22 protein-coding genes are annotated in these 25,886 nt (G+C 28.0%); 9 read left to right on the forward strand and 13 right to left on the reverse strand.

The genetic code is table 11. The features are described 5' to 3' along the window. Positions 1 to 88: 88 nt before the first annotated feature. A complete protein-coding gene (locus HRT41_10720) occupies positions 89 to 520 on the forward strand; it encodes a DUF721 domain-containing protein (protein NQY24500.1) in 432 nt (143 codons plus the stop codon). Here HRT41_10720 and HRT41_10725 read toward each other — a convergent pair. Continuing rightward, positions 517 to 1,104: a M48 family metallopeptidase gene (locus HRT41_10725; GenBank protein NQY24501.1), complete on the reverse strand. Its 588-nt coding sequence runs from the start codon at positions 1,102 to 1,104 to the stop codon at positions 517 to 519. The genes HRT41_10720 and HRT41_10725 overlap by 4 nt on opposite strands. 74 nt (positions 1,105 to 1,178) lie before the next feature. On the opposite strand from HRT41_10725, the gene HRT41_10730 reads away from it, so the two are divergent. The 5 genes from HRT41_10730 to HRT41_10750 all read left to right on the forward strand — a co-directional run bounded on the left by HRT41_10730 (position 1,179) and on the right by HRT41_10750 (position 7,143). Then, entirely contained in the window at positions 1,179 to 2,351 is a 1,173-nt protein-coding gene (locus HRT41_10730; protein ID NQY24502.1) for a pyridoxal phosphate-dependent aminotransferase, read from the forward strand. Between the two features lie 3 nt (positions 2,352 to 2,354). Then, on the forward strand, positions 2,355 to 3,251 hold the full coding sequence (locus tag HRT41_10735; GenBank protein ID NQY24503.1) for a cation transporter: 897 nt from the start codon (positions 2,355 to 2,357) through the stop codon (positions 3,249 to 3,251). Positions 3,252 to 3,384: 133 nt separating this feature from the next. After that, positions 3,385 to 5,337 carry an ABC-F family ATP-binding cassette domain-containing protein gene (locus HRT41_10740; GenBank protein NQY24504.1) on the forward strand — a complete coding sequence of 651 codons (1,953 nt, stop codon included), beginning with the start codon at positions 3,385 to 3,387 and terminating at the stop codon, positions 5,335 to 5,337. Positions 5,338 to 5,409: 72 nt separating this feature from the next. Beyond that, positions 5,410 to 5,853, forward strand: a complete 444-nt coding sequence (locus HRT41_10745; protein NQY24505.1) for a GatB/YqeY domain-containing protein — start codon at positions 5,410 to 5,412, stop codon at positions 5,851 to 5,853. Between the two features lie 33 nt (positions 5,854 to 5,886). Next, on the forward strand, positions 5,887 to 7,143 hold the full coding sequence (locus tag HRT41_10750; GenBank protein ID NQY24506.1) for a GGDEF domain-containing protein: 1,257 nt from the start codon (positions 5,887 to 5,889) through the stop codon (positions 7,141 to 7,143). Positions 7,144 to 7,169: 26 nt separating this feature from the next. Here the strand turns inward: HRT41_10750 and HRT41_10755 are convergent, their stop codons facing one another. Together HRT41_10755 and HRT41_10760 are read right to left on the reverse strand one after the other, a co-directional pair. After that, the gene (locus HRT41_10755) at positions 7,170 to 8,423 is read right to left on the reverse strand and encodes a chemotaxis protein (GenBank protein ID NQY24507.1); all 1,254 of its coding nucleotides are present in this window, start codon (positions 8,421 to 8,423) and stop codon (positions 7,170 to 7,172) included. Positions 8,424 to 8,431: 8 nt separating this feature from the next. Further along, positions 8,432 to 8,815 carry a PAS domain-containing protein gene (locus tag HRT41_10760; protein ID NQY24508.1) on the reverse strand — a complete coding sequence of 128 codons (384 nt, stop codon included), beginning with the start codon at positions 8,813 to 8,815 and terminating at the stop codon, positions 8,432 to 8,434. Between the two features lie 315 nt (positions 8,816 to 9,130). On the opposite strand from HRT41_10760, the gene HRT41_10765 reads away from it, so the two are divergent. Beyond that, positions 9,131 to 9,499, forward strand: a complete 369-nt coding sequence (locus HRT41_10765) for a hypothetical protein (protein NQY24509.1) — start codon at positions 9,131 to 9,133, stop codon at positions 9,497 to 9,499. A 64-nt stretch (positions 9,500 to 9,563) separates the two neighbouring features. Here the strand turns inward: HRT41_10765 and metE are convergent, their stop codons facing one another. The 3 genes from metE to HRT41_10780 all read right to left on the reverse strand — a co-directional run bounded on the left by metE (position 9,564) and on the right by HRT41_10780 (position 12,633). Further along, complete coding sequence (metE, locus tag HRT41_10770) at positions 9,564 to 11,837, reverse strand: 5-methyltetrahydropteroyltriglutamate--homocysteine S-methyltransferase (GenBank protein ID NQY24510.1); 2,274 nt, start codon at positions 11,835 to 11,837, stop codon at positions 9,564 to 9,566. Between the two features lie 145 nt (positions 11,838 to 11,982). Beyond that, a complete protein-coding gene (locus HRT41_10775) occupies positions 11,983 to 12,288 on the reverse strand; it encodes a hypothetical protein (GenBank protein ID NQY24511.1) in 306 nt (101 codons plus the stop codon). A gap of 117 nt (positions 12,289 to 12,405) precedes the next feature. Further along, a complete protein-coding gene (locus tag HRT41_10780; GenBank protein ID NQY24512.1) occupies positions 12,406 to 12,633 on the reverse strand; it encodes a hypothetical protein in 228 nt (75 codons plus the stop codon). A gap of 199 nt (positions 12,634 to 12,832) precedes the next feature. Here HRT41_10780 and HRT41_10785 point away from each other — a divergent pair, with 199 nt between their 5' ends. Further along, positions 12,833 to 13,717: an AraC family transcriptional regulator gene (locus HRT41_10785; GenBank protein NQY24513.1), complete on the forward strand. Its 885-nt coding sequence runs from the start codon at positions 12,833 to 12,835 to the stop codon at positions 13,715 to 13,717. 7 nt (positions 13,718 to 13,724) lie between these two features. Here HRT41_10785 and HRT41_10790 read toward each other — a convergent pair whose 3' ends face one another. Continuing rightward, entirely contained in the window at positions 13,725 to 14,861 is a 1,137-nt protein-coding gene (locus HRT41_10790) for an iron-containing alcohol dehydrogenase (protein ID NQY24514.1), read from the reverse strand. Between the two features lie 202 nt (positions 14,862 to 15,063). Continuing rightward, a complete protein-coding gene (locus HRT41_10795) occupies positions 15,064 to 18,249 on the reverse strand; it encodes an NAD-glutamate dehydrogenase (GenBank protein ID NQY24515.1) in 3,186 nt (1,061 codons plus the stop codon). Positions 18,250 to 18,446: 197 nt separating this feature from the next. Between HRT41_10795 and chrA the strand changes: the two genes are divergently transcribed. Continuing rightward, entirely contained in the window at positions 18,447 to 19,592 is a 1,146-nt protein-coding gene (gene chrA, locus HRT41_10800; GenBank protein ID NQY24516.1) for a chromate efflux transporter, read from the forward strand. 45 nt (positions 19,593 to 19,637) lie between these two features. Here chrA and HRT41_10805 read toward each other — a convergent pair whose 3' ends face one another. From HRT41_10805 to HRT41_10825, 5 genes are all read right to left on the reverse strand, one after another. Continuing rightward, positions 19,638 to 21,398 carry a sensor histidine kinase gene (locus HRT41_10805; protein NQY24517.1) on the reverse strand — a complete coding sequence of 587 codons (1,761 nt, stop codon included), beginning with the start codon at positions 21,396 to 21,398 and terminating at the stop codon, positions 19,638 to 19,640. Further along, on the reverse strand, positions 21,398 to 22,075 hold the full coding sequence (locus HRT41_10810; protein NQY24518.1) for a response regulator transcription factor: 678 nt from the start codon (positions 22,073 to 22,075) through the stop codon (positions 21,398 to 21,400). Before HRT41_10810 ends, HRT41_10805 begins: the two co-directional genes overlap by 1 nt. A gap of 287 nt (positions 22,076 to 22,362) precedes the next feature. After that, entirely contained in the window at positions 22,363 to 23,817 is a 1,455-nt protein-coding gene (gene eat / locus HRT41_10815; GenBank protein ID NQY24519.1) for an ethanolamine permease, read from the reverse strand. 85 nt (positions 23,818 to 23,902) lie between these two features. Further along, on the reverse strand, positions 23,903 to 24,700 hold the full coding sequence (locus HRT41_10820; protein NQY24520.1) for a type 1 glutamine amidotransferase: 798 nt from the start codon (positions 24,698 to 24,700) through the stop codon (positions 23,903 to 23,905). Further along, on the reverse strand, positions 24,700 to 25,884 hold the full coding sequence (locus HRT41_10825; GenBank protein ID NQY24521.1) for an iron-containing alcohol dehydrogenase: 1,185 nt from the start codon (positions 25,882 to 25,884) through the stop codon (positions 24,700 to 24,702). The genes HRT41_10820 and HRT41_10825 overlap by 1 nt, the downstream gene beginning before the upstream one ends. Positions 25,885 to 25,886: the final 2 nt, after the last annotated feature.

The following is a 25,886-nucleotide window of genomic DNA, read 5'->3' on the forward strand; positions in this document are numbered from 1 at the left end:
TAACTTGCTGCGTGTCATTACTATAAACAGGTGGACCTTTATATCCACAACCACTACTTACTAATACGAAACCTGATATAATTAAAATATGAAAAAACTTGATGATATTCTTATACATTTGAAACAACAACCTCATTTAAAAAAATTGAATACAAATATGATTTTAGAAAAACTGATTTCAGTTTTACCTCCCAGATTAAAAAAAGGAGTAAAATTTGCTTACATAAAGCACGAAACACTGTATTTTGTTCTAAAACATCCTGTATATAAAAGTGAATTTGAGTATAACAAACAAGATATAAAAGCACTATTAAAAATAATTAAGCTAGAAGACATACATGACATTCGTTGTTTCGTAAGCAATGAAGTTGATAAAAAATATACAGAGGTAAAACAAGAAAGTCCCTCATATAAAGAGCGTTCCAATGGTTATTTTGACAACAATACCAAGAATAAAAAACTGCATCAAACCTTTGAAGAAATAAGAGAACTTATTAAAAAAGAGAAAAGAAAAGATTAATATTCTTTTAGTTTTTGATTCAAACTTTTATAATTAATACAATATTTTTCTACTTCATTCCAAAAGTCCTTCGAATGGTTTTTATGTTTGATATGTGCAAGTTCATGAATAATCACATAAATAATGACATCCAAAGGAAACTTCATAAGTCTTGTATTTAACGATATCCTATTATTATAAGAACAAGAGCCCCATCTGCTTTTATTTTTTCTAAAAGTTAGAGAACTAGGGAATAAAGACATTTTGTTGGCATATTCATCAACCAGTTCTGGTAGAAAAATTTTGGCCTCTTGTTTGTAATAGTTTTCTTCATCAAAAGTAAGAGTCTCTTTTTTATGAATATGTCCTAAAAAATAGTATTCATCTTCTAAAAGCTCATTTTTACAGAAATTTTCTAAATGTTTTTTAATCCATTTATCTTTTTCTATAAGTAGTTTTTTTGCATCATTTAAAGTAAAATATTTATGGGCTTTGATATGTAGGGTATTTTTGTTAAGAATTCTTAAGTAAACATTTTTTAAGTGTCTTTTATACTCCAAATTAACACGTATTGTTTTATTAGATATTAAAACATCAAAGTACAATATAATCCTTAAGTTAGCTTTAGCTATTATCACGATTATAACATAAGTATAAATTTATATAGAGGGAAAGACTAATGAAATTTGCAAAAAGAATGCAAAATCTGTCACCATCCGTGACTATGGCTATTACAGCCTTAGCAAGAGAATTAAAAGAACAAGGTAGAGATATCTTAAGTTTTAGTGCTGGTGAACCAGATTTTGATACACCAAGTGTAATAAAAGATGCGGCTATTGAAGGCTTAAGACTAGGACATACTAAATATACCGCAGTTGATGGTATTAAAGATTGTAAACAAGCAATTATTACAAAATTAAAACGAGATCACGGGTTAAATTATGAATTAGGAGATGTTTTGATATCTAACGGTGCAAAACATTCATTATTTAACTTATTTCAAGTATTAATAGAAGATAACGATGAAGTAATTATTCCAGCGCCATATTGGGTTACATATCCAGAACAAGTAAAATATGCGAATGGGGTTCCTGTATTTATTGATACCAATGAGAGTACAAACTTTAAAATTACGGCGAAACAATTAAAAGAAGCAATTACTGATAAAACAAGAATATTATTATTAAATACTCCCTCAAACCCAACAGGTTCTATATATTCAAAAGAAGAACTTGAGAGTTTGGCTGATGTTTTAAAAGGTACAGATATTTTAGTTTTTTCTGATGAAATGTATGAAAAAATCATTTATGATAATAAAAAATTCACAGCAGTTGCTCAAATATCACAAGATATGTTCCAACGAACTGTAACCATTAATGGTTTAAGTAAATCAGCAGCAATGACGGGATGGAGATTTGGTTATTTAGCAACACCACATCAAGACTTAGTAAAAGCAATGACTAAGTTACAAGGTCAAAGCACATCAAATATTAATTCAATTACTCAAGATGCTGCTATTCCTGCTTTAGAAGGTAAAGCAGATGAAAAAATTGCAATAATGAATGCAGCTTTTGAAGACAGAAGAAATTATGGAGTAAAAGCTTTTAATTCTATTGATAACGTATCCTGTTTAAAACCAGAAGGTGCCTTTTATTTATTCGTAAACATTAAAAATGTGAGCAATGATTCTGTACAGTTCTGCTCTGATTTATTAGAAAAAGAAGGGGTAGCTGTTGTTCCTGGTCTTGCTTTTGGATCAGAAGGTTATTTTAGATTTTCTTTTGCAACGGATTTAGATTCGATTAAAGAAGGTATTAAAAGAATTGAACGTTTTATAAAAGAAACTTTTTAAACAATGTCACCTCAAAAAAAAGCAACAATAGTCTCAACTAGTGTTGCTTTATTATTGAGTATTATAAAACTTAGTATTGGCCTTGCATCTGGGTCACTTGCTATTTTAGCTTCTGCTATTGATTCTATTTTAGATATGTGTGTCTCACTTTTTAATCTTTTTGCTATTTCAAATTCTGAAAAACCTGCAGATAAATTTTTCAATTATGGGCGAGGTAAAATCGAAGCTTTGGCTTCTTTATTAGAAGGCCTTGTTATTACTTTTTCTGGTTTTTATTTACTTTACCAAGCTTATATAAAATACCATTTGCAAGAAAAAGCATCTTATATCACAGAATCTTTTATTTTAATGTTTGTATCCCTTTTTATTACCATTTTTCTAGTATTGTATTTAAATAAAGTTGCAAAAAGTACAAACTCAATGGTAATAAAAGCAGATGCTTTACATTATAAAACAGATGTATATACAAATGTAGCTGTTTTATTTTCTTTATTTGTTGTGCAATTAACGGGTTATGAAATTGCTGATATTGTAATAGGTTCTGCTATTGCTTTGTTTATTATTTATTCTTCCTATGATTTAATACAAGAAGGTTTTTTTGTTTTATTAGATAAATCAATTAATAATACAGATGTTAGTAAAATCGAAAACATAATAAAAAATGAAAAAGAAATTACTGATTTCCATTTATTAAAAACAAGAGAAGCCGCTAATCAAATCTTTGTAGATGTTCATTTGGTTCTTAATTCGCAAATCACCTTATTAAATGCGCATAGAGTAAGTGATAGAATAGAAGCTTCTATTGTAAAAATTGATGCAAAAAAAACATGGATTATTAATATTCACTTAGACCCCTATGATGATTCAGCACGTGATAAAGAAGTTTTACTTCATTCTTAAATCTTTATATTTTTTTATAAAATCTAAGTCAATATTTTCATATTTTTCTTCCTTCTTTTATTCGATTTTTAATGCGTTTTTTGCTATTATGTTTTTAAAATAAATTACCTCTCTACTTTAGGAACATAACTACATGGCAATGATTGACCTACAAAATATTCATAAACAATATGGAACAAAAATAATTTTAAAAGAAGCGAACTTTTCTTTACTTGAAGGGCAAAGAGTTGCCCTCTTAGGCCAAAATGGACAAGGAAAGTCTACTTTAATGAAAATTATAACGGGTGAAGTTGAAATTGACTCAGGCATAAAATCCATTGATAAAAAACTAAGAATTGAAATGCTCGCACAACAGCCAAAATTTGCTGCAAACTTATCTGTAAGAGATGCGATTGAAGAACAACTCGTTGAGATTAAACAAACACGTGATGAATATGAAAAAATCACAGAATTACTTAATGAAGATTATGAAAATATGAGTTTAATTGAAAGACAAAGTGAACTTGCAAGTTATCTTGATTATCATGATGCCTGGGATATTGATACTATGATTGAGAAAGTATTAGTAGAGTTTCAATTAAAACCTTATGAAAATAAAGATGTAAACATTTTAAGTGGGGGTGAGCAAAGAAGAGTCTCTTTGGCTGGATTATTACTTAAAAAACCAGACGTTTTACTTTTAGATGAGCCTACGAATCATTTGGATGTATATATGGTTGAATTTTTAGAACAACTCATTATAAAAGCTAAATTCACTTTATTATTTATCTCTCATGATAGATATTTTATTGATAATATTGCTACTTCTGTTATTGAAATTGATGATGGAGTTTTACGAAAATTCCAAGGTGGATATACCAGTTATTTAGAAGAAAAACAACAACTTCTTTCAAATATGCAAAAAGACCATCATAATATGATTCGTTTGTTTAAACGTGAAGCGCACTGGATGCAAAGAGGCGTTACGGCTAGAAGAAAAAGAAATGTTTTAAGAAAAGACAATTATTTAGAATTAAAGAAAAAAGTAAAATCCAATCCTTCTTATATACGAAAAATGACTATTGATTTACAAAGAGAACAAAAATCTTTTAATTCAGAAGATATAAGAACAGTAAACAGAAAAAAAATGTTATTTGAATTAGATGATATAGGGATAAGCTTAGGTAAAAAACTTTTAATCAAAGATTTTACTACTCGAATATTACAAAAAGACACTATTGCTATTGTCGGACCAAATGGGACAGGAAAATCAACTTTATTGAAAATATTTATGGAAAAACTTCTTGTTGATGAAGGAAAATTTAAAAAAGGTGATTTTAAAGTAGGATACTTTGATCAACACAGAGATATGCTTAGTGATGATCAAACTATAATGGATTTATTCTGTCCTTTTGGTGGGGATAGAGTTGAGTTAAGTGATGGAAGAAGCCAACATGTTTATGGTTATTTAAAAAACTTTTTATTTCCAAGAGAATATTTGGAGAAAAAGATTGGTTTATTAAGTGGGGGTGAGAAAAACAGAGTAGCGCTTGCTTGGTTATTTACGCAAAAAATTGATTGTTTGGTTTTAGATGAACCAACAAATGATTTAGATATTCCTACTATTAATATTTTAGAAGAGTATTTAGATTCTTTTCAAGGTGCAGTCATTTTTGTATCTCATGACAGATATTTTGTAGATAAACTTGCCAAAAAACTTTTTGTTTTTAAAGGATACAATGGCGAAATTATGGAAAGTCTACAACCTTACAGTGAATATTTAGAAATAGAGAAAGAACTAAAAGACTTAGCCATAATGGAAAAAGAACTGGTAATTGAAGAAAAAATTGTTGTTCAAAAAAAACAAAACACGCAAAAAAAATTCTCGTATAATGAACAACGTGCTTATGATAACTTACCAAAAGAAATAGAGAGTTTGGAAAAAGAGATAGAGCTTCTTAATAAATGTTTATTAGACGCTTCTTGTTACGAAGAAAAAGGTTTAATAGCAGTATCTAACGAACTTCAAGAAACAGAAGAAATTTATGAAAAAAAAGTAGAACAATTTTTAGAACTTGAAGAGTTATATGAATGCTTTAACGCATAATTTGTTATACTAAAATAACTTAAATACACACTAGTTACAATAAAATAATTTAAATACTATTGAAGGAATACAATGACATTAAAAGAACAATTAAAATCAGATTTAAAAGATGCAATGAGAGCAAAAGAATTAGTAAAAAGAGATTCAATCAGAACTATCAATACAATGATTAAACAAATAGAAGTAGATGAGAGAATTGAACTTGATGATGCAGCAATTATCAAACTTGTTCAAAAAGGAATCAAACAAAGAGAAGAAGCTATTACCCAATATACCCTGGCAAAACGATCAGACTTAATTGCTGTTGAACAAGAACAAATTGATATATTTAGACTATACTTACCACAACAAGCAAGCAATGAAGAACTTGAAAATGGAATGAAAGAAATTATTCTTAAACTCAAAGCTACAAGCTTAAAAGACATGGGAAAAGTAATGGGAGCTGCTAGTAAAAAATTTGCTGGAACTGCAGATGGAAAAAGAATCAATGAAATGGTAAAAAAACTACTTTCTTAATATTATAACTTAGAGAATATAGAAGGATAAAGAATGCAAGATATAAACCCCATTGTAAAAGATACCTTGATTGGTTTACGTACAAAAGGCAAAGCAGCAACACCTAATAATTATCATAAAGAATTTTGTATCGTTTCAAAAAAATATAAATTTTCGGCTAAAGAATGTTCTGAATTTAAAAAGTTAGTTGATCGATTAAGTGAAGCAGAACGAAATGAAATTAAAAACAGAAACATTGAAACAATAGAAGATTTAATTCCTTTATTATTAAATAGAATATCAAGAAAAAATATGTCTAATCTTAGCTCCATAATGAGCACTGCATTAACCCCTTCAATTTCTTTAGAATTAAATGACTCTTTATCCAAGTTTTCTTTAAAAATCGGAAATGAACCCGCATTAATTTTTGAAGACGATATTCAAAAAGAAATGCAAGATTTTATTAATCAACGATATGAAGCAGATAAAAAAATAGTTAAACAAAAAACAGAAGACATTGCTAAACTGGTTACATTAATGGGGAAATATTTAAATGATGCAATTTCCAGTTCTAATAATTCAACATCATCTGTATCCAATATTAAGGGAAAATTGCAATCCATTAACATGAGTACAAATAATTTAAGTGAATTATCTAAATTACAATCAAAGTTAATTGATGCGGCAAGTTCTATTGAAGATGAAATGATGAAAGTAGGGAAAAACTTTACTTCAGGAAAAAGTCAAATCAATGCTTTAGAACAAGAGATTAGTGAGTTAAAACACGAATTAGATGATGTAAAAAAAGAAAGTAAATATGATCATTTAACCAAGTTGTTAACGCGAAAAGCTTATGAAGTAGAAGTTAAGAATTTTGAAAGTAACTACGATAGAAATTCTGTTTTTTATGCTCTTGTATTTTTAGACATTGATCATTTTAAAAAGATAAATGATACTTACGGACATGATGCTGGAGATGTAGTTTTATCCACTTTCGCAAGAATTTTACATAAACAAACAAGAAAAATTGATATCATTGGAAGATATGGTGGAGAAGAATTTGTTTGTATTGTTCATTACAATAGTAAAGATGATTTACTGCACTATTTACAAAGAATAAAACGTATTGTTCATGAAAATGATTTTATTTATAAAGAAGATGCTATTAATATTAGATTCTCAGCAGGAGTAGTATTAAGACATGATCATGAATCCTATGAAGAAGCTATCCAAAAAGCCGATGTATTATTATACGAAGCAAAAACACAAGGAAGAGACAAAATTATCTTAGAAGATGGCACTGTTATATAATAAATAAGAGACTTTCTCTTATTTATTTAGATAAAAATTTTTTCTTTCCCTTCAAACTGTACTTCTCCCATATTAAAAACTGTTTCTTTTGCTAAACTTAAACTTTTTAACGATATATCATTTACACTCTGAGCTACTTTTTGATTTTTTTGAGTCAATAAATCTATTTGAGAAACAGCATTATTAATTTGTGTAATTCCTATTTCTTGTTGTTGGGACGCTGTTTCAACTTGTTTAATTAAACGCAAGGTTTCATCTATATTTTCATTAAGTACTTCATACTCATTTACTAAATTTTGTGAAGTATTTTTACCCTCAATTGTTTTCGCAGTAAGATTATTCATTAAATTATCAATAATTTTTGCAGCTTCTGCTGATTTATTAGCCAGGCTTCTAACTTCTTGGGCAACAACAGCAAAACCTTTACCAGCTTCTCCTGCTGTTGCTGCTTCTACTGCTGCATTAAGCGAAAGGATATTGGTTTGAAAAGCAATTTGAGCAATAATAGAAATTGCTTCAGAAGCTTCTTTTGTTGCAATGCTAATCTCATCCATTGAAGTAAGAGTTTGAGAAACCAAGTTAATTCCCAAAGAAGAAGATTCTTGAACTTTTTGTCCAATTAATGCCATTTCTTTCGTTGTTTGTCTGTTTTGAGAGATATTTGCAGCAATCTCTTCAATAGAAGCCGATGTTTCTTCAATTGTTTTCGCCTGTTCCATAGCAGAAAGAGATAATTCACTTGATTCTTTAGACAAAACTTCAGAATCATTTTGTGCTCTAAGTGCATCCTTATAGTTATCTTTTAACATTAACGTTACTTTTGTTCGCAAGGAGTTAACTCCCACTAATAAATCGTAAAGTTTTCCACCTCGGAAAAGGTCTTCTTTAACATTATTCATATAATTTTGGTTTTCATATTCATGTAATCGTTCACATACTTCACCAACAGCATTATCAATTTTTGAAGACATTTTATTTAGAGTTTTAGAAATGTAATTGATTTTTGCATCACTTGAAATACTAGAAATTCTATCATCTGTAAAACCATCTGAAACTTTTTCACAAGCAATCATAATTTCACCATATACTTGTAAGTCTGATTTTTTTTGATTTAGATATAAAGAAGCAATCTTTGCTATTTTTTCTTCTATAACTTGTAGATTTTTATTCTTTACATCATTTTTTATGTTTATACTATTTGTCTCATTTTTCATATACAATTCTAATTTATCTAAAAATTCAAGTATATTCTTTATTTCTTTTTTATTTGAAAAAAACATGATAATCCTTAATTTAATGTTTTATATAATGCAATAGCATTGTTTATTTCTTCAGCTGTAGGTTTTACACGTACAGAAAGTAATCTGTTTTCACCATTGTCTTTTCTAACACAATATGCGGTTGCATTTACCCAATAATAATTGCCCTCTTTGGTACTATTTTTAACAATACCGTTCCAAACTTTTTTTGCTTTCATATGCTCCCATAAATCTTTAAATGCAGCTTTTGGCATATCTTTATGTCTAACAATATTATGCGCTTGGCCAATAAGTTCATCTTTTGAATAACCAGCAATTGTACAAAAGTCATCATTTGCATATAGAATAATACCTTTTTCATCTGTTTCAGAGACAATCATAGTATCTTTATTTAATTGTATTTCTTGATTCAAGTTAAACCTTTATTTATAAAAATTATTTAATGATTATATCATTAAATTCTTAACATAATATGGATATTAAGTTATTTATAATAATGTATTTTATTATGAAAAAATAACTATTTAGTTTAAGTTTAGAATAATACTTGCAGACAAGTCCCTTTATATCCATAATAAGATCTGACTTTGACATACATTTAATAATTATCCTTACTATTATGTCAATAATAATTTTTTTAAGATTAAAAATTAAACATAATCTCTAGTATTATTTAATTCTAATGTTGTTTGACTAAACTTATTATATAAAGTAAAAAAGGATTAATTATGAATACAAATCAAACTATTAATTATCACAACTGCGAAGATTTACTTAAAAATGATTTTTTTACTTCAGAATACTTTACGAAAATAAATGAAAATAGAAATGTTCATATTCAAGAAGAATGCTTTTTAAAATTTTTTGGAAAAGAACATGATATAAAAATAAATACTTCTTTTTTAACAAATTGTGATTTATCAATGCTCAAAGACTTGCGAAAAATTGTACTGATATTTCAAGGAAATAAAGAAGAACAATTTCAACTTTCTTATGATTTAATACATGATATTCAAGAATATGGGAATGAAGATTTGGATTTACTATTAGGGTATCATAATTCCAAAGATCCCTTAGTAACGATGATTTATGTTTAAATAATGGATTAAGATTTTATTATTTAGAAGATAAAGAATATGCTAGGCATATTCTTATTTCTTTTTAGGCACTTTCTTGGGCTCTTACTATTTGCACTGCTTGAACTAAGTTTTTTAAACTCTGTTTTACTTCTGGCCATTTTCTGGTTTTTAAGCCACAATCTGGGTTAATCCATAATTGTGTAACAGGAAGAACTTCTTTAAGTAAATTAATTTGTTTTACAATTTCTTCTACGCTTGGAACTCTTGGACTATGAATATCATACACACCAGGACCTACTTCTTGTTTATATCCTACTTCTTTAAAGATTTGCAAGAGTTTGTTTCCACTTCGTGAAGTTTCAATAGTAATAACATCTGCATCCATTTCTTCAATAGTAGTAATAATATCATTAAATTGACTGTAACACATATGTGTATGGATTTGAGTATCTATTTGCGCTTTAGAAACAGCTAATTTAAAACTTTCAAGTGCCCACGACTCATATTTTTTTATGTTTTTGGCTCGTAAGGGATATCCTTCTTTAAAAGCAGCCTCATCTACTTGAATCATTTTAATTCCCGCTTTTTGTAAATCATCTACTTCATAACTTAAAGCCAAAGCAATTTGTTTTGATACTTCGCTTCTTGGAATATCATCTCTTACAAAAGACCAATTTAAAATAGTAACAGGTCCCGTTAACATTCCTTTTACAATTTTCTTTGTTTGTTTTTGTGCATACGTACTCCAAGATACAGTCATAGCAGAAGGACGTGAAACATCACCATAAATTAAAGGAGGTTTTACACATCTACTCCCATAAGATTGAACCCACGCATATTGAGAGAAAGCAAAACCATCTAATTGTTCCCCAAAATATTCAACCATATCATTTCTCTCAGGCTCTCCATGAACTAATATCTCTAAACCAACTTCTTCTTGAAAAGCGATACAATCTTTAATATATTGTTTCATATCATTTTCATATTCTTCTTTAGATATTTCTTTTCGTTTATACGCTAAACGGCTTGCTCTTACTTCAGGAGTTTGAGGAAAAGATCCAATAGTAGTAGTTGCTAAATCATTGTATTTAAAGAATGCTTTTTGTACTTTAATTCTTTCGTCATATGCCCCTACTCGCTCAAGTAAGGTTAAAGAATCCAATTCTTTTTGAATATCTTTATTGTTAATTTGTGAAGATTTTTTTCTGTTTTCGCTTATTGCTTTATTCTTAACAATTTCTTCTTGGTCTTTTTGATTTAAGCGTTTATTAAAACAAATAATAGAAAGTAATCTGATTTCATTTAATTTCTCCCTTGCGAAAGCCAAACATTCTTTAACTTCACTGTTCAATTTATCTTCTAAATCAAGTGTATAAGGTACGTGTAATAAAGAACAAGAAGTAGAAATAAGCAAATTTTCTTCTTTGATATACGTTTTTATTGTATTTAATAATTTTACTTTTTCAGTAAAATCACTTTTAAATACATTTCTTCCATCAATTACTCCAGCAATTAGAACCTTATTAGAATCTTTTAACTCTTCTAAAATTTCTAAGTTCGTAAGGCCATAAATGAAATCCAGCGACAAAGCCCAAATAGGAGTTGTTAATAAAATTTTACTGGCTTCATTTGAATGCTCAAAATATGTTGATACTACAATTTTTATATTTTTACTCACATTACTTAAAGTATCATAAATAGGTTTGATTAAAGACAAGACTTTTGAATCCAAATCTTTAACAAATAAAGGTTCATCAAATTGAATAACTATATTATCATCCAAGGTATCTAATTCTTTTAATAATTCTACATATAAGTCTAACACTTTATTTACATTTAAATAAACATCTTCATTGTCAACACTTTTACTAAGACCTAAATACGTGATAATCCCAGTTAGGTTAATTTTTGTTTTAATTCCTAAAGCTTTTGCTTCTTTAAATTCATCTACCACTTTTTTACTGTTTAATTTAAAGTTTGTATCTTTACTTAATTCAGGAACGATATAGTGGTAGTTTGTATTAAACCATTTTGTCATTTCACAAGCTTGCGCTTCTTTAGTTCCACGTGCAAGTGCAAAATACAGTTCTTCGTTTTCTAAGTTTTCAAAACGTTTTGGTATTACATTTAATAAAATAGAAGTATCTAAAATATTATCGTATAAAGAAAAATCATTTGAAGGAATATAACAAATACCCGCTGCATTTTGTTCTTTCCAGTGTTTTTCTTTTAAAGAAGAAGCTACTTCTAAAACATCAGTGTAAGTGCTTTTATTTGCCCAGTATGATTCTAAGGCTCTTTTTAATTCTCTGTTTTCTCCAATTCTTGGAAAACCTATTAAGTAGTTTTTTGACATTATATATCCTTGTTTTTTACAATATTTTTTGATAAATAAATAAAAAGCATAAGGCGCTTAAGTATAATTCAAATTAAGCAATACAAAGTATGTGCGGAACTATTTTAAATGAACAGAATTATGCTTTAATATTATTTGATTTTTGTTAGTTGTTAAAAAAATAAGGAGGATGAGTGCCGGTACGTCTAAAGGCAAAAAATGCACAATAATACTGACATCTTGGAATAAAGTGGAATAAAAAGATTGCTAAAGCTGTTTTAGATTTAAAAACACAATCGCAGTGACAAATAACATTTTTAATAAAAGACAAAGGTCGTTTTACTAATGTTGTACTTATCTTATCTTTCAAATTATTAATAAAAATATGTTTTATTGAAAAAGAATTTAAGGTAGTAAGTACAATATTTGTTTTAGATAATAATGTATCATTTTGAATATTTATATTACGCACAAGAAACCTTTCATATTTTATTTGACAAAAGTATAGCTAAAATTTATTAAAAAATAATCTTTTTTAATAAATATTATAAAAAAGTCAAGAAAAAGAGAAGAATAAAAGAGTAGTTAATTAAGGTTTATAAAGTATTTTGGATTGTTTTGTATAGGTTAAAGCATCTGGATTAAAAACAGGGAAATCGTATTCATTACTGTTATATTCTTCACTTAAAATTGCACGTGTACTTAATTCCACTCTGGATGCATCATAATTTTTTTCTACATTATTTGTTCTCGCACTTCTTATATTTGAATTATTATTAAAAGAAGCAGAAGAAATTGCACTGTTTGAAACTGTCATATATATCCATTTATTTTTATAAACTATCATATCAAATTTCAACTAAAAAAATATATAAACTTCTTCCTATTATTTGTTCTTTATCCTTCATTTAATCTTTAATGTTTATATATTTATAGTATTTACCATATTATTTAAAGAAATGAATATCTTTTATTTTTATATAAATAGTATAATATAGAAAAATATTTGGACACTTATGAATAATATGATTTTAAAACAAGTAAATACTCTTTATAAAAAAGATGGTTTGCACAATACATTTTTAAACAATGTAAAAATATTTAAAACAAGCAATTCAACACCAAGAACACCTTTACTTTACGATTTATGTTTGGTTTTAGTTTTACAAGGTAAAAAAATTGGTTATTTAGGAAGCGAAACCTTTGAATACAATAATAAAAATTATTTAGTAATTCCAACACCCCTTCCCTTTGAATGTGAAACCCACGCCACAAAAGAAGAGCCTTTTATTTGCATTTTAATTACTATTGATAAAAAAATCATGTATGAACTAATAGACAGCATAAATACAAAAACAAACAAACAAAATAAAAAATGTGACTTAGGTGTATTTTCTAATAAAGTAGATACAAATATTGAAGATATTACCTTAAGACTGCTAAAAATTTTAGCATGTAATGAAGATGCTAAAATACTTGGTTCCTCCGTTTTAAGAGAGCTTTATTACAGAATAATTAATGGAGAAAATTCATGTTTTTTACATAAAATGTTTTTGAATACTAATAATGAAGCGAAAATATCAAGAGCATTAAGAAATATCCATGAAAATTATAATAAACACTTAGATATTCCTTCTTTAGCAAAAAACGAAGACATGAGTGTTTCTTCTTTTCATACACATTTTAAAAAAATAACCTCACATAGCCCTTTGCAATATATTAAACATATACGATTAAACAAAGCAAAAGATTTTCTAGCACAGCAAAACTATCAAGTAAATGATACCGCTTATGCTGTAGGGTATGAAAGTATTTCTCAATTTTCTAAAGACTTTAAACTTTATTTTTCCTATCCACCAAAAGAAGCTAAAGCCTCTTTTGTAGAATACAAATTATTTTAGAAAAAGCTTAAGCTAAAGCCAATTCTAAAATTTCTTTACTTTTATCAAGAGTAATGTTTTCATTTTCACCAAGGGCTGTCATGCCATGGAGTTCTAAAGCACTTATAACATTGGACACAACCTTATCATCAATAGAATAAGTCTTTAATTTTGTAGAAATTCCAACAGATTCATATAGATTTTCAATCGCTTTAATTACGGCTTCATTATCATCAGATATGCCAAAAACTTCTTTTCCCATTAAAGCGAGTTTGTCTTTTTTATCTTCTATCATTACTCTTAAAAGAGATGGTTGTACAACTGCAAGTGATTTTGCATGATCCAGGCCATAAAAAGCAGTAAGTTCATGTCCTATCATATGTGTAGCCCAATCTTGTGCTACTCCTGTGCCTATAAAACCATTTAGCGCTTGATTTGCTAAAAGCATTAGGTTTTCTTGCCAGGACTCATCTCTTCTTTTATCCCACGTTTCTGCTAAGGTACGAAGACCTTTTAAAATAGTTTGAGAATAACCATCATGTAATAAGGAAGTATTTGTAAGCGTTAAATATTGTTCACAGGTATGAATAAAAGCGTCTACTAAACCATTTGCTAATTGAGTATCACTTAAACTGCTCATTACACTTGCATCTAAAATGGCAAATTTAGGATATGAAAAATTAGAATGAAAAAATCTTTTTTCATTTGTTTCTTTTTTCGAAATTACGGAAGCAGCATTTGATTCACTACCCGTTGCAGGCAGAGTCAAAATAGCGCCTAAAGGAAGCGCTTTTGTAACTTCGGCACTTCCATCTAAAAAGTCCCAGGCATCACCATCATATAAAGCAGCTGCTATCAAATATTTACAGCCATCAATCACAGAACCCCCACCAACAGCTAATACAAAATCAATTTTTTGTTCTTTTATAATTTTGACTGCTTTATTTAATGTTTCAACCGTAGGATTTGGTTCAATTCCACCAAAATCAATTACGCTGTACTCTTTTAATGCGGATCTGGTTTGTTCGTAAACACCGTTGTTTTTAATTGATCCACCTCCATATACAAGTAATACTTTTTGATCTTTTTTTATGTACTTTGTAATAGCTTTAATTTGACCTTTTCCAAACTCAATTGCGGTTGGGTTATGATACGTAAATTCCATAATTATCCTTTTTTTATTAAAGGTATTATAGATGAATATGTGTGTAATTTGAATAGTAGATTATTGAAATCTCATGCTGTATTCTACAAATTATTATAAAAAGGAAATAGGACTTTTTATAATAAAAGTATTTTTGCTGCTATAACATTTAAACACTAGGACAATAAACAATTATTTAATTTTGTTTAACTATCATTTTCAACTATAAAAGTGATACCATTAATTGATTTACTGTTATTGAGATTTCTTTTAAATCTTTTTCTTCTTTATTCATAAATGTTTCTAAATACGATTTCACTTTGTTAAAACTATACTTATCATTTACCATAAAAGAAGAAAAAGCAAGCTCAGGTTCTTCATTAAGGCGTTTAAAGTCAAGAATTTTACTTGTATAATGAAGTACAATATATTCAATAAACTGCAACATTTGATGCCGTATAGCTGCATCACTTTTTTTACTTAAATTAATTCTGTTTAAAGCAAAAATAATTTCTAGTATTTTGAATTCATGAATTAGTGAATAAAAAATCACAATTACATCTTTAAAAGAATGTACTGAATTTTCTTTAATATTAATGGCTGCTGGAATAAATCTCAAATATTCTATTACCGAATAAAATAAATTAAAATCATTTTCTTTATCAATAATATTTTTAATTTTACCTTTATGAACCTCTTTTAATAAAACAAAAAGCTCTTTTTTATGATCAAGAATATGACTGGCATCTAATTGATTGTTTTTTAGATATTTTACCATCCATCTGGTACTTACATATAAAGAATATTCTACTTTGTTAATTAAACGATATTGTTCAAAAGCACTTAATTTATAATCATTTTCTTCTATTTTTGCTCTTATATTTTCTACATCAAAAAGTTCATTTACAATAATATACGCTTTTATTTTCATTAAAAACTTTTCATGCCCTAATCTGGCATAATCACTAACAAAAGTAGCTCCTTGAGAGTTAATAACAAAATCTGCCATTTTAGTTGCAATAATTTCTCTTTTTAAAGGATGATTATTAATGTCTTTTTCATAAGCTCCCACAAAAGAATGTGGGAAATAACTGTATAAAAACTTAGAAAAATATTTTTCATCAATTAAAGTAGACTCCATTAATATTTTTTTAATAAAAATTTTTGCATACGATAAGAGAGAACCTAAAATAGGACGCACCAAAGAAGATTTTTTATCAAGGGCATCTTTAATATTTTCATTTTTGGGAATATGAAAGGCTTTTCTATTAAAACTCTCAACCTTATTTTCCAAAACTTCAATCACTTTTATAAAATCACTTAAGTATCGTCTTGAGAAATGTTCATCAATAGAAATAGCCAAAGCTTGTTTATAAGAGCTTTTTAAAACATAAGAAACAATGTTTTGAGTGAATGAATCTAAAATTGTTTTTACTTCATCTTTGGAAATTATATCTTGAGAAACCACTGCATTTAACAATATTTTTAAATTTACTTCTCTATCAGAGGTATCAACTCCTCCTGCATTATCTATTGCATCTAAGTTTATTCTTCCTCCATTTAAAGCATATTCGATTCTTGCTTTTTGTGTAAACCCTAAGTTTCCTCCTTCACATACTACTCGTGCATTTAGTTCATTGGCATCAATTCTTAGTGCTTCATTTTCTTTATCCCCAATATCCAAAGAATTTTCATCACTTGCTTTTACATAGGTCCCAACGCCCCCATTAAATAAAAGATCCACTTCTAAACATAAAAGTTTTCTCGCCAATTCTTCACCTGAGAGTGCTTTTTTATTTATATGCAAAAGTTTTTTAATTTCATTGCTTAAAATTATTTCTTTATCACTTCGTAAAAAAACGCCACCTCCTTTAGAAATTACCTTTTTATCATATTTACTCCAGGAAGATCTTTTATCAAAAAACAATCGTTTTCTCTCTTCATAGGATTTAAGTACATTAGGAGAGGGATCTATAAAAATCTCTTTTTGAGAAATGGCACCTAAGAGTTTAAAACTTTTACTTTCAATCATTCCATTTCCAAATACATCACCATTTAACGAACCAATACCAATGACTGAAATTTCATCTTCATAAATATTAATGCCTTCTTCAATAAAAAATCTTTTTGTAGACATCAAAGAACCTCTTGCCGTAATTCCTAGTTCTTTATGCCCATATCCATTAGATCCTCCACTAGCAAATGCATCCCCCAACCAATAGTTTCTTTTAAGCGATATTGCATTAGCTATATCACTCATAGCAGCTGTTCCTTTATCAGCTGCAACTACAAAATAGGGATCGTCGTCGTCATAAGCTACAATTCTTTCATCTCGTACTATTTTGTCATCAATTCTATTATCAACTAAATCTAAATTAGCATTAATATATAAAGAATAAATTCTTTCAAAATACTCTTTTGTTACCTCTTTTTTTGAATTTATTACAAAACCACCTTTGGAACCATCAGGAATAATAATAGAATTTTTAGCATCTTGCGTAATCATTAAGGATTTAATTTCATCTCTGTAATCTTCATGTCTCTCGGACCATCTAAGCCCTCCTCTGGAAACCTTTGACATTCTTAAGTGAAGTCCGTAAAAATCATTATGGTAAACATAGTTTTCTAAATTAGGCTGTAAACCTTTTAAATTTTCTCCATAACGTTTTGTATCGATTTTAAAAGCAATTGTTTCTTCATTAAAAAAATAATTTGTTCTTAATAAACATTGTAAAAAACTAAGCGTTAATTTAAGAATCTTATCGTCCATAATTTGAGGAATCAGTTTAATTTCTTCATCAATTTCCAAATTTATTTTTTTTAGTTTGTTTTCTTTATTTTTTTCTTTTGGGTCAAATTTTATAATAAAATAATCAATAAAAAGTTTGGTAATATGAGAATGACTTGTAAGTGTAAGTAAAATACTTTGATAAGTAATATTACTTAGAGCTTGGGATAAATACTCAATAAGCGCTCGTATTAATTTTATTTTTTGCATAGAAAAATTTTCTTTATAAACAAGCGAAAAAACTTTTGAATTTACAATGGATTCATCCAATAAAGAATTCGTAATAATATTTTCAATATTTATTTGGGATTTTTTTACAATATTGGAATTCTCTAAATTAAAATTAAATCTTGCAATGTAAATAAGTGTATTTTTTCTTTTAAGTTTATAACTTAACTCATCTATAATTTCAAAACCAATATCATGTAATAAAGGACTAATAGCAGATAAATATATTTGATCTAGAGAGAATATTTTAAGAGATTTAAAGTCATTCTTTGAAGATATACTTGAAACAACTTTTTCTTTGATAAGGCGTTCGTATATTTCATCATCTATTATTAAATCACTCTCATTTAATATTTGGGAACAGATAACATCTAATTCATCGTATTTATTCATAATAAATCCTTCTGATTATATGCAATATTATCTTCCAAGAAGTATTAAACCATACTTATTAAAATAATGTAAGCTATTTTTTAATGATATTATTTAGCTTAAGGTAAAAACTAAGAAATTATTAAAAACATAATGTAAACCATATGTAATTAAACAAAGCTACACTCTTGACTTAAAATGATTAAATAAGGTTTCATGTGAATAATATAATAAATATATTTTACCAATTTTTTCTTCTTGGATTAGTAAGTTTTGGTGGTCCAATCGCTCATTTAGCATATTTTAGAAAAACATTTGTTGAAAAACTAAAATGGCTGGAGGAAGAAGAATATTCTAAACTTGTTGCTTTAAGTCATTTTCTTCCAGGCCCTAGTTCTTCTCAAGTAGGTTTTTGTATTGGTTTAGAAAAAGGTGGTTTAATGGGTGGAATTGCCGCTTTTGTAGCTTTTACTTTTCCTTCTTTTATTTTACTTTATATACTTGCAATATTCAATATCTCCCAAAATGAAAACATTCTTATCAGCAATATAATAACAGGGCTTAAATTATTTGCTTTAGTCATAGTAAGCGACGCTATAATTACAATGTTTAAAAACTTTTGCAAAAATAAAACAACAAAATTTATTTTTGTATGCTCAACGCTCATCTTGATTTTTTTTACTTCTTTGTATGTACAATTTATTGTTTTAATAACAGCAGCTATCATAAGCAGTGTTTTTTTAAAAGAAAGAACAAAAGAAAAAACAGTCTTGAAAAAAAAGATTCATTTTTTTCCTTTTATGCTGTTTTTATTCTTCTTTTTTATTCTTCCTTTTTTTAGTTACTTAAACAATGAAATAAAACTTTTTAGCGAATTTTTTTCTGCAGGTTCTATGGTATTTGGGGGAGGACATGTTGTACTTCCTTTATTAAAAGAACAGCTCTCACCTCTTATTAGTGATGAAAATTTTATACTGGCTTACTCTTTTGCACAAGCAGTACCAGGCCCTATGTTTAGTATTGCTTCTTATTTAGGGGGTAGCTATTTTAAAGAATCTGTTTTTTTAGGATCACTTCTTGCAACACTTGCTGTTTTTTTACCTGGTTTTTTACTTATACTTAGTTTTAAAGAAAGTTTTCAAAGCATATCCAAACAAAAAAATATCTTGAATGCAGTTGCAGGAGTAAATGCAGCAGTTGTTAGTTTATTAAGCGCTGTTTTGATTACAACACTTTATCCAAGTGCCATACATTCATATTACGATTCAATACAAGCATTAATAGGTCTTATTATTTTAAGAGTTTTTAAAATTCCAATACTTTATATGATAAGTTCTTTTGTATTACTTGCGCTAATTTTTTAAAAACTATCGCCAATTTATCACAAATAATAAGAACAGTCTTTAGTTTTACGAAGAAGGAGATAGTGGAAGAAAAATGCAAAACTTTGCACCGTTTTCTTTATTTTTATAAGTCAGTTTACCAAGAATACTTTCTTCTATTATTTTTTTAGACATATATAAACCTATTCCTAAACCATTTTCTTTTGTTGTAAAATAAGGTTCAAAGATTTTTTTTTCAATCTTTGGATCCACTCCTCCAGCATTGTCTTCTATAAAAATAAACAGATTATTCTCATCTTTTTTTATGTTTATTATAATTTTTGCATTCTTGATTTTCTTTTTTGAAAAAGCATCTTTTGCATTGTTTAATAAATTAAAAATCACATGTGATAATTCACCCTTGTAATTCCTCAACAAATGATTTTCATCACAATTAACTTCAAGCGTAATAGAAAAGAATGTAAAACTGTCCTGAATCAAAGAAATAACACGATTAATTTCATCAACAATAAAAAAAGATTCTTTCTCTTTTTTTAAACTAAGAAAATTTGAAAAATCGGTTATTGTATTTGACATAAATCTCAATTGATTCGACGCTTCTTCTGTTTTGTTTTCTAAGTATTCTAGTGATAGTTTATTATGATTAAAAGCTGTTTTAATAGCCATTATGATGAATGATAATTGGGTAAGGGGTTGTTTCCATTGATGAGAAATATTTTCAATCATTTCTCCCATCGAAGCCAATTTATTTTGATGATATATGATTTCTCTCTGCTTAATATATTCTTTTTTTAATATTTTAAATTTATAGGGCAAAATACAAAGTATCAAAATTGATTCAAAAGCCAATACAAAATAAACTAAATTTTCTGCATTAAAAATAAGTTCATTATTTAAATATAACAGCTGTACTTCAATTGTTAAAGAGCTTAGAATTAAAGCAGCCCATGCAAGTAAAAAGAAAACAGAAGCTTTATTTCCTTTAAACAAAGAAATCATTGCTAACAATAAATATATACTCCAAGAAGTGGAATACGGTATATAATCGTATATTGTATTATTATCAAAAACCAAAACAATGAATAAGTGAAGTGTGTTTATAAGAATAACAAGTTTTAATATTTTATCTAAAAAAATATATTCTTTTTTAGTATGAAAAAAATACTGAACAAAAAGATTAGAAAACAATGAAAATAAATAAAAGAGAATAATGATAACATACTCATAATTTTTATCAAAAATATTTATTTCAACTATCAACATTCCTAAAATCATTAATTGCGTAAGGGAACAGAACAAATAACTCTTTTTTTGATTAAAAAAATAAAACACTAAATAAAGAAGAAAACTTGCAAAAATTATTCCATAAGAAAAACCATGAAATATCTTTTTTAATGTTTGTTCTTCAAGATAATCGTTTAAGGAAGAAACCTTAATATCTAAATTTATATAAGCCTTGTTATTTTCAAGCTTCAGAAAAAAAGTTTTTGAGATATCATTGGGTCTTAATAAAATAAGAGGAGAAAAACCATTCATATTATTAGAAAAAATATCATTGTTTTCTAAACGTATTTGGGAAAGAAAAGAATTAAAAGAGATGATATAATCTTCGTTTTGGAAGCGTCCTTCATCTAGAATAAATTTTATAAAATATGATTTTTTACTGTGTTGGATAAAAGGTAAAGTGATTTTTTTAAAGTTATTTGATATTCTTATATCTTCAATACTTGTATTAATAGTATCCATTTCCAATATCCAAATATTTTTAATATAACTCGCACTTAAAGTAGTAAAAAAGAGCAAAATAATAAAAATACTTTTTAACACTAATTTTCCTCTAAAACAATTTTATAGCCAATACCAGAAACATTTTTAATGACATTTTTTGTAATCTTTTTTCTAATATCTTTTACAATAGAACGAATAGCATCTTCACTCATTATTCCATCCCAAATTGAATTTGACAATTCAGAATATGAGACTACTCTGTCATGATTAATAAGTAACATTTTAAGAAAAACATGTTCTTTTTTAGAAAGAAATATTTGCTCCTTAAATAAAAAAAGATTGTTATTTAGCGTATCAAATTTAAATCCATCTCCTAAATTAAAAACATTTCTTTTTTGGCTTACATCTGTAATACATGATTTTAAAGTAATTAATAATTCATTTTCAATCACCGGTTTTACTAAGTATTTTATTAAACCCAAATCCATAGCTTCTAATAAATAAGGCGTTTTTAAAAAAGCAGTCATTACTATAATTTTAGTTTCTTGATCTTCTTCTCTTATTTTTCGTACCATTTCAAGGCCATTTAGATTTGGCATATGTATGTCTGTAATAATGATGTCTGGTTTACATTTTTTGTACATCTCAATACCACTTACACCATCATGTGCTTGATAAATATTATCAAAATAAAATTCTAAAAGATCAATGGCACTTTTTCTTACACTGTCTTCATCATCTATATATAAAATTTTCAAACTACTAAATTTTTTCATCTAGCTACTTTTTATTTATAGTATATTCAAATTAAATGTATTTATAGTGTATTTTCACATTAAATTTTAAAATTTATCTGTGATTATTGTGTTGATTTATAGCCAAGAATATTAAATATATTCACCTCATTATCTAAGGAAATATTATTTATAATATCATTTGTATTTGTTAATATTACTTACAGAGTGCAAGATTTTTTAGATTTTTATTGTTTAGAAATTTTAATTTATAAACAGGCAAGATATTCAAAACATATCCCTTAAAAAAGGATATGTATGAATAATATTTAGTTTCTTACAGTTACTGGAACTGCTTCATCTGAGTTATCTTCGTTTGTACTACCTAAATCTGATTCTGCTTGCGCTAACATTTCAAATTCTTCTTCTGCTGTTTTTGCTACCAATCTATTCTTAGAATATAAGAAATAGTATAAAGCACCAATTACATATAATACAAGCGTATAAAAGAATGCTTTTGGATCATATGCATAAACACCTGTTAAAGCAATAAGTGATAATACCAAAGAAATTCCAGAAGTAAATACCCCACCTGGTGTTTTATAAGGTCTTGGCATATCAGGTTGTTTGATTCGTAAAAGAATATGACTTAAAGACATTAATGCATATGATATAGTAGCTCCAACAACTGCCATACCTAACATTAAATCCCCTTCTCCACTTAAAGAAGCTGCAAATCCTAATAATCCTGGAATTATTAAAGCCCATGTTGGTGCTTTTCGCTTACTTGTTAATGATAAAAATTGAGGTAAATATCCTGCACGTGATAGAGCAAATACCAATCTACTGTAACCATAAATAATTGAGAAAAATGAGGCAACTAAACCAGCAAGTCCTAATACATTTACAACAGTTGCTAAAGAAGAATATCCACTTAAACTAAGAGCATCAACCAAAGGAACTGCACTTTTCCCAATAACATCAGAACCAACAGCACCTGCTGTTAAAACTACTACAATTACTGCTGTAAAAAGTAAAAATATCATTGCAGCAATAATTCCTTTTGGTACATCTTTTGCAGGGTTTTCTGCTTCTTCGGCAGCTAAAGGAACACCTTCAACAGCTAAAAACAACCACATAGCAAAAGGCAATGCAGCCCAAACACCATACCAACCATAAGGTAAGAATTCACTAGCGCCGTAAGCTTCTGTTGATACTGCAATATCAAATAAGTTATTAACATCAAACTGTCCAATAAGTGCTACAGCCGTTGCAATAATTGCAAATACTGCAAGTGCACTAATCACCATCATTGATTTAAGCGCTTCTCCTACTCCATATAAATGAATAGCAATAAAAACAGCATAAAACAATGCATATACTAAGGGCCCATTAATACCCAATAATGCTTCTACTGCAGATCCTATAAAAATAACAATAGCCGCAGGTGCTAATGCATACTCAATTAGTATGGCAAAACCAGTTAAATATCCTCCAGCTGGTCCCATAACTTGCCTAGCAAAACTATATCCGCCACCAGCAGCTGGAATTGCAGCTGACATCTCAGCCAAAGACAGTACCAGACAAATATACATTATTGCCATTAAAACAGCAGCAATAGCAAAACCACCCCATCCTGCTTCTGCAATACCGAAGTTCCAGCCTGCAAAATCTCCTGAAATTACATAGGAAATTCCTAAACCTGCTAACAACATCCAACCTGCTGTTCCTTTTTTCAACTGTCTTTTAGCCAAATATTCTTGATCAATATGATTTGTACTCATTTCATTCCTTTATTTAATTAAAATTATCTTGAACATTACATTCAAAGCCGCCCTTATTTTGCAATATTTTTCTCCTTTTATATGTTTATTTTTCTAAATTTTTTAGCCAATTAGAAATTTCTAATAAACGGTAAAGATCATTGTTATAAAAATCTTTTTTATTTAAAATCTCTTTTTTCATGTTTGTTATTTCCGTGTTATACGCTTCATTGTTCTTAAAATATGCACTTTGTATTAATTTTTCTTCTAAGCGCTCAAAGGTTGATAACATTTGTTTGACATCAAATTCAGGGTGATATTGAACACCAACAAAAGTACCACCCTTATAGTTAATTTCCAAAGCTTGAACAGGACAAAATTCATTAAAAGCCAATAAAGTACTGTTTAAAGGAAGTTCTTCTATATAATCTTTATGCACACAAAAGGAAGATATAGGCTCAGTCTTATTTTTAAATAAATAATGTTCTTTACCCTCTTTTGTTAATGTCAATTTTTTCATAATTCCTATTTCATACCCTGCTTCAAAACTTGCAACTTTTCCACCAGCTGCTACCACAGCTATTTGTAAGCCCCAACAAGATCCATACATAGGAACTTTTGATTCAAAAGCATTTTTACACAATTGTATTTGAGGCTGTACTAAATTGGGTGTTTCATTAACACTAAGTCCAGAACCCGTCCATAAAATTCCGTCATACTTTTGTAAATCTTTTATACTTATTTGTTCAAAATCATTTCTGGTTGGATAAAGTGCATCTATTTGATATTCACCAATAATTTCTATGGATTTTGTAAATAAAGGAACATAAGAAAGACCCTTGAATTTTTGAATATTTAAAGAGTCTTTATCCGTATTACCTTCAATAATTAATAGTTTTTTCATTAATAATCTTTTAACAAATCGTAATTACCGCTATGTGCTGCTTTAAACAAAACAGTTAAGTCTTCTATTTCAAGTTTTTTTGCATTCGAGGCAGTTGATGGATCAGCATAAGCTAAAACGCCAATTTCATCGGCACGATCATCACTGATTTTTGCTTCACTTAAATTGGAAGGAATTCCCAAGGTTTGTCGTAAATCAATAATATAAGCAATAAAACTATCTAAAGATGGATTTTCAATATCTAAAAAGACACATAATTTTTTCATTTTATCTTGTATAGCTGATTTATTTTGTCTTAATGCATAGGGTAAAATAATAGAGTTTGCTAAACCATGAGGGGTGTTAAATAAACCTCCTAGTTGATGAGCAATTGAATGAACAGAACCCAAACCTTTTTGAAAAGCAGTAGCTCCCATCATTGCAGCTACGAGCATATTGGCTCTTGCATTTTCATTGTTTCCATTTTCATAAGCAGGCACTAAATTGTTTTTAATTAAAGAAATAGCCTCAAGTGCAATTCCATCTGCCATAGGATGAAAACCGGGTGCAAAATAGGCTTCAAGAGAATGAACCAATGCATCTATTCCTGTCCAAGCAGTAATATGTTTTGGTAAACCATAGGTTAAATTAGGATCTAAAATAACCAAAGAAGGAAGCATTAAAGGATGAAAAATAATCTTTTTCGCATGCGTTTCACTGTTTGTAATGACGCTTGCTCGTCCTACTTCAGATCCAGTACCTGAAGTCGTAGGTATTGCAATAATAGGAGCAATTCCTTCTATGTTTGCACGTAAAAAATTATCTCCTACATCTTCAAAATCCCAAATACTTAAGCTTTGCCCTGACATAAAAGCAATTGTTTTACCTGCATCTAAAGCAGATCCTCCACCAAATGCAATTACGCCATCACAGGCATTCTCATTAAATACTTTAACCCCATCTTCTACATTCTTAGCACTTGGATTACTTTGAACATCTGAAAAAAGTGTAAATGCAATATTTTCATTTTTTAAAGGATTTTTCAAATCTTCAATAATAGGAAGATTAACCAAAGCTTCATCGGTAACAATTAATGGATTTTTTATATTTAAATGTTCACATGCTTTTACAATATCTTTTGTTCTTTCATGCCCAAACCATATAGAGGTAGGATAATTCCAATTTGTTGCTTTTCTTTTAGACATTT

Source organism: Campylobacteraceae bacterium (assembly GCA_013215945.1).
Taxonomy (GTDB): domain Bacteria; phylum Campylobacterota; class Campylobacteria; order Campylobacterales; family Arcobacteraceae; genus NORP36.

Bases quoted from the DNA above. Each gene is read 5' to 3' on its own strand.
- HRT41_10750 (NQY24506.1), top strand. From the start codon at position 5,887: ATGCAAGATATAAACCCCATTGTAAAAGATACCTTGATTGGTTTACGT.
- HRT41_10755 (NQY24507.1), bottom strand. From the start codon at position 8,423: ATGTTTTTTTCAAATAAAAAAGAAATAAAGAATATACTTGAATTTTTA.
- HRT41_10745 (NQY24505.1), top strand. From the start codon at position 5,410: ATGACATTAAAAGAACAATTAAAATCAGATTTAAAAGATGCAATGAGA.
- HRT41_10785 (NQY24513.1), top strand. From the start codon at position 12,833: ATGAATAATATGATTTTAAAACAAGTAAATACTCTTTATAAAAAAGAT.
- HRT41_10790 (NQY24514.1), bottom strand. From the start codon at position 14,861: ATGGAATTTACGTATCATAACCCAACCGCAATTGAGTTTGGAAAAGGT.
- HRT41_10765 (NQY24509.1), top strand. From the start codon at position 9,131: ATGAATACAAATCAAACTATTAATTATCACAACTGCGAAGATTTACTT.
- HRT41_10825 (NQY24521.1), bottom strand. From the start codon at position 25,884: ATGTCTAAAAGAAAAGCAACAAATTGGAATTATCCTACCTCTATATGG.
- eat (NQY24519.1), bottom strand. From the start codon at position 23,817: ATGAGTACAAATCATATTGATCAAGAATATTTGGCTAAAAGACAGTTG.
- HRT41_10720 (NQY24500.1), top strand. From the start codon at position 89: ATGAAAAAACTTGATGATATTCTTATACATTTGAAACAACAACCTCAT.
- HRT41_10810 (NQY24518.1), bottom strand. From the start codon at position 22,075: ATGAAAAAATTTAGTAGTTTGAAAATTTTATATATAGATGATGAAGAC.
- HRT41_10735 (NQY24503.1), top strand. From the start codon at position 2,355: ATGTCACCTCAAAAAAAAGCAACAATAGTCTCAACTAGTGTTGCTTTA.
- HRT41_10795 (NQY24515.1), bottom strand. From the start codon at position 18,249: ATGAATAAATACGATGAATTAGATGTTATCTGTTCCCAAATATTAAAT.
- HRT41_10740 (NQY24504.1), top strand. From the start codon at position 3,385: ATGGCAATGATTGACCTACAAAATATTCATAAACAATATGGAACAAAA.
- metE (NQY24510.1), bottom strand. From the start codon at position 11,837: ATGTCAAAAAACTACTTAATAGGTTTTCCAAGAATTGGAGAAAACAGA.
- HRT41_10730 (NQY24502.1), top strand. From the start codon at position 1,179: ATGAAATTTGCAAAAAGAATGCAAAATCTGTCACCATCCGTGACTATG.
- HRT41_10820 (NQY24520.1), bottom strand. From the start codon at position 24,700: ATGAAAAAACTATTAATTATTGAAGGTAATACGGATAAAGACTCTTTA.
- HRT41_10780 (NQY24512.1), bottom strand. From the start codon at position 12,633: ATGACAGTTTCAAACAGTGCAATTTCTTCTGCTTCTTTTAATAATAAT.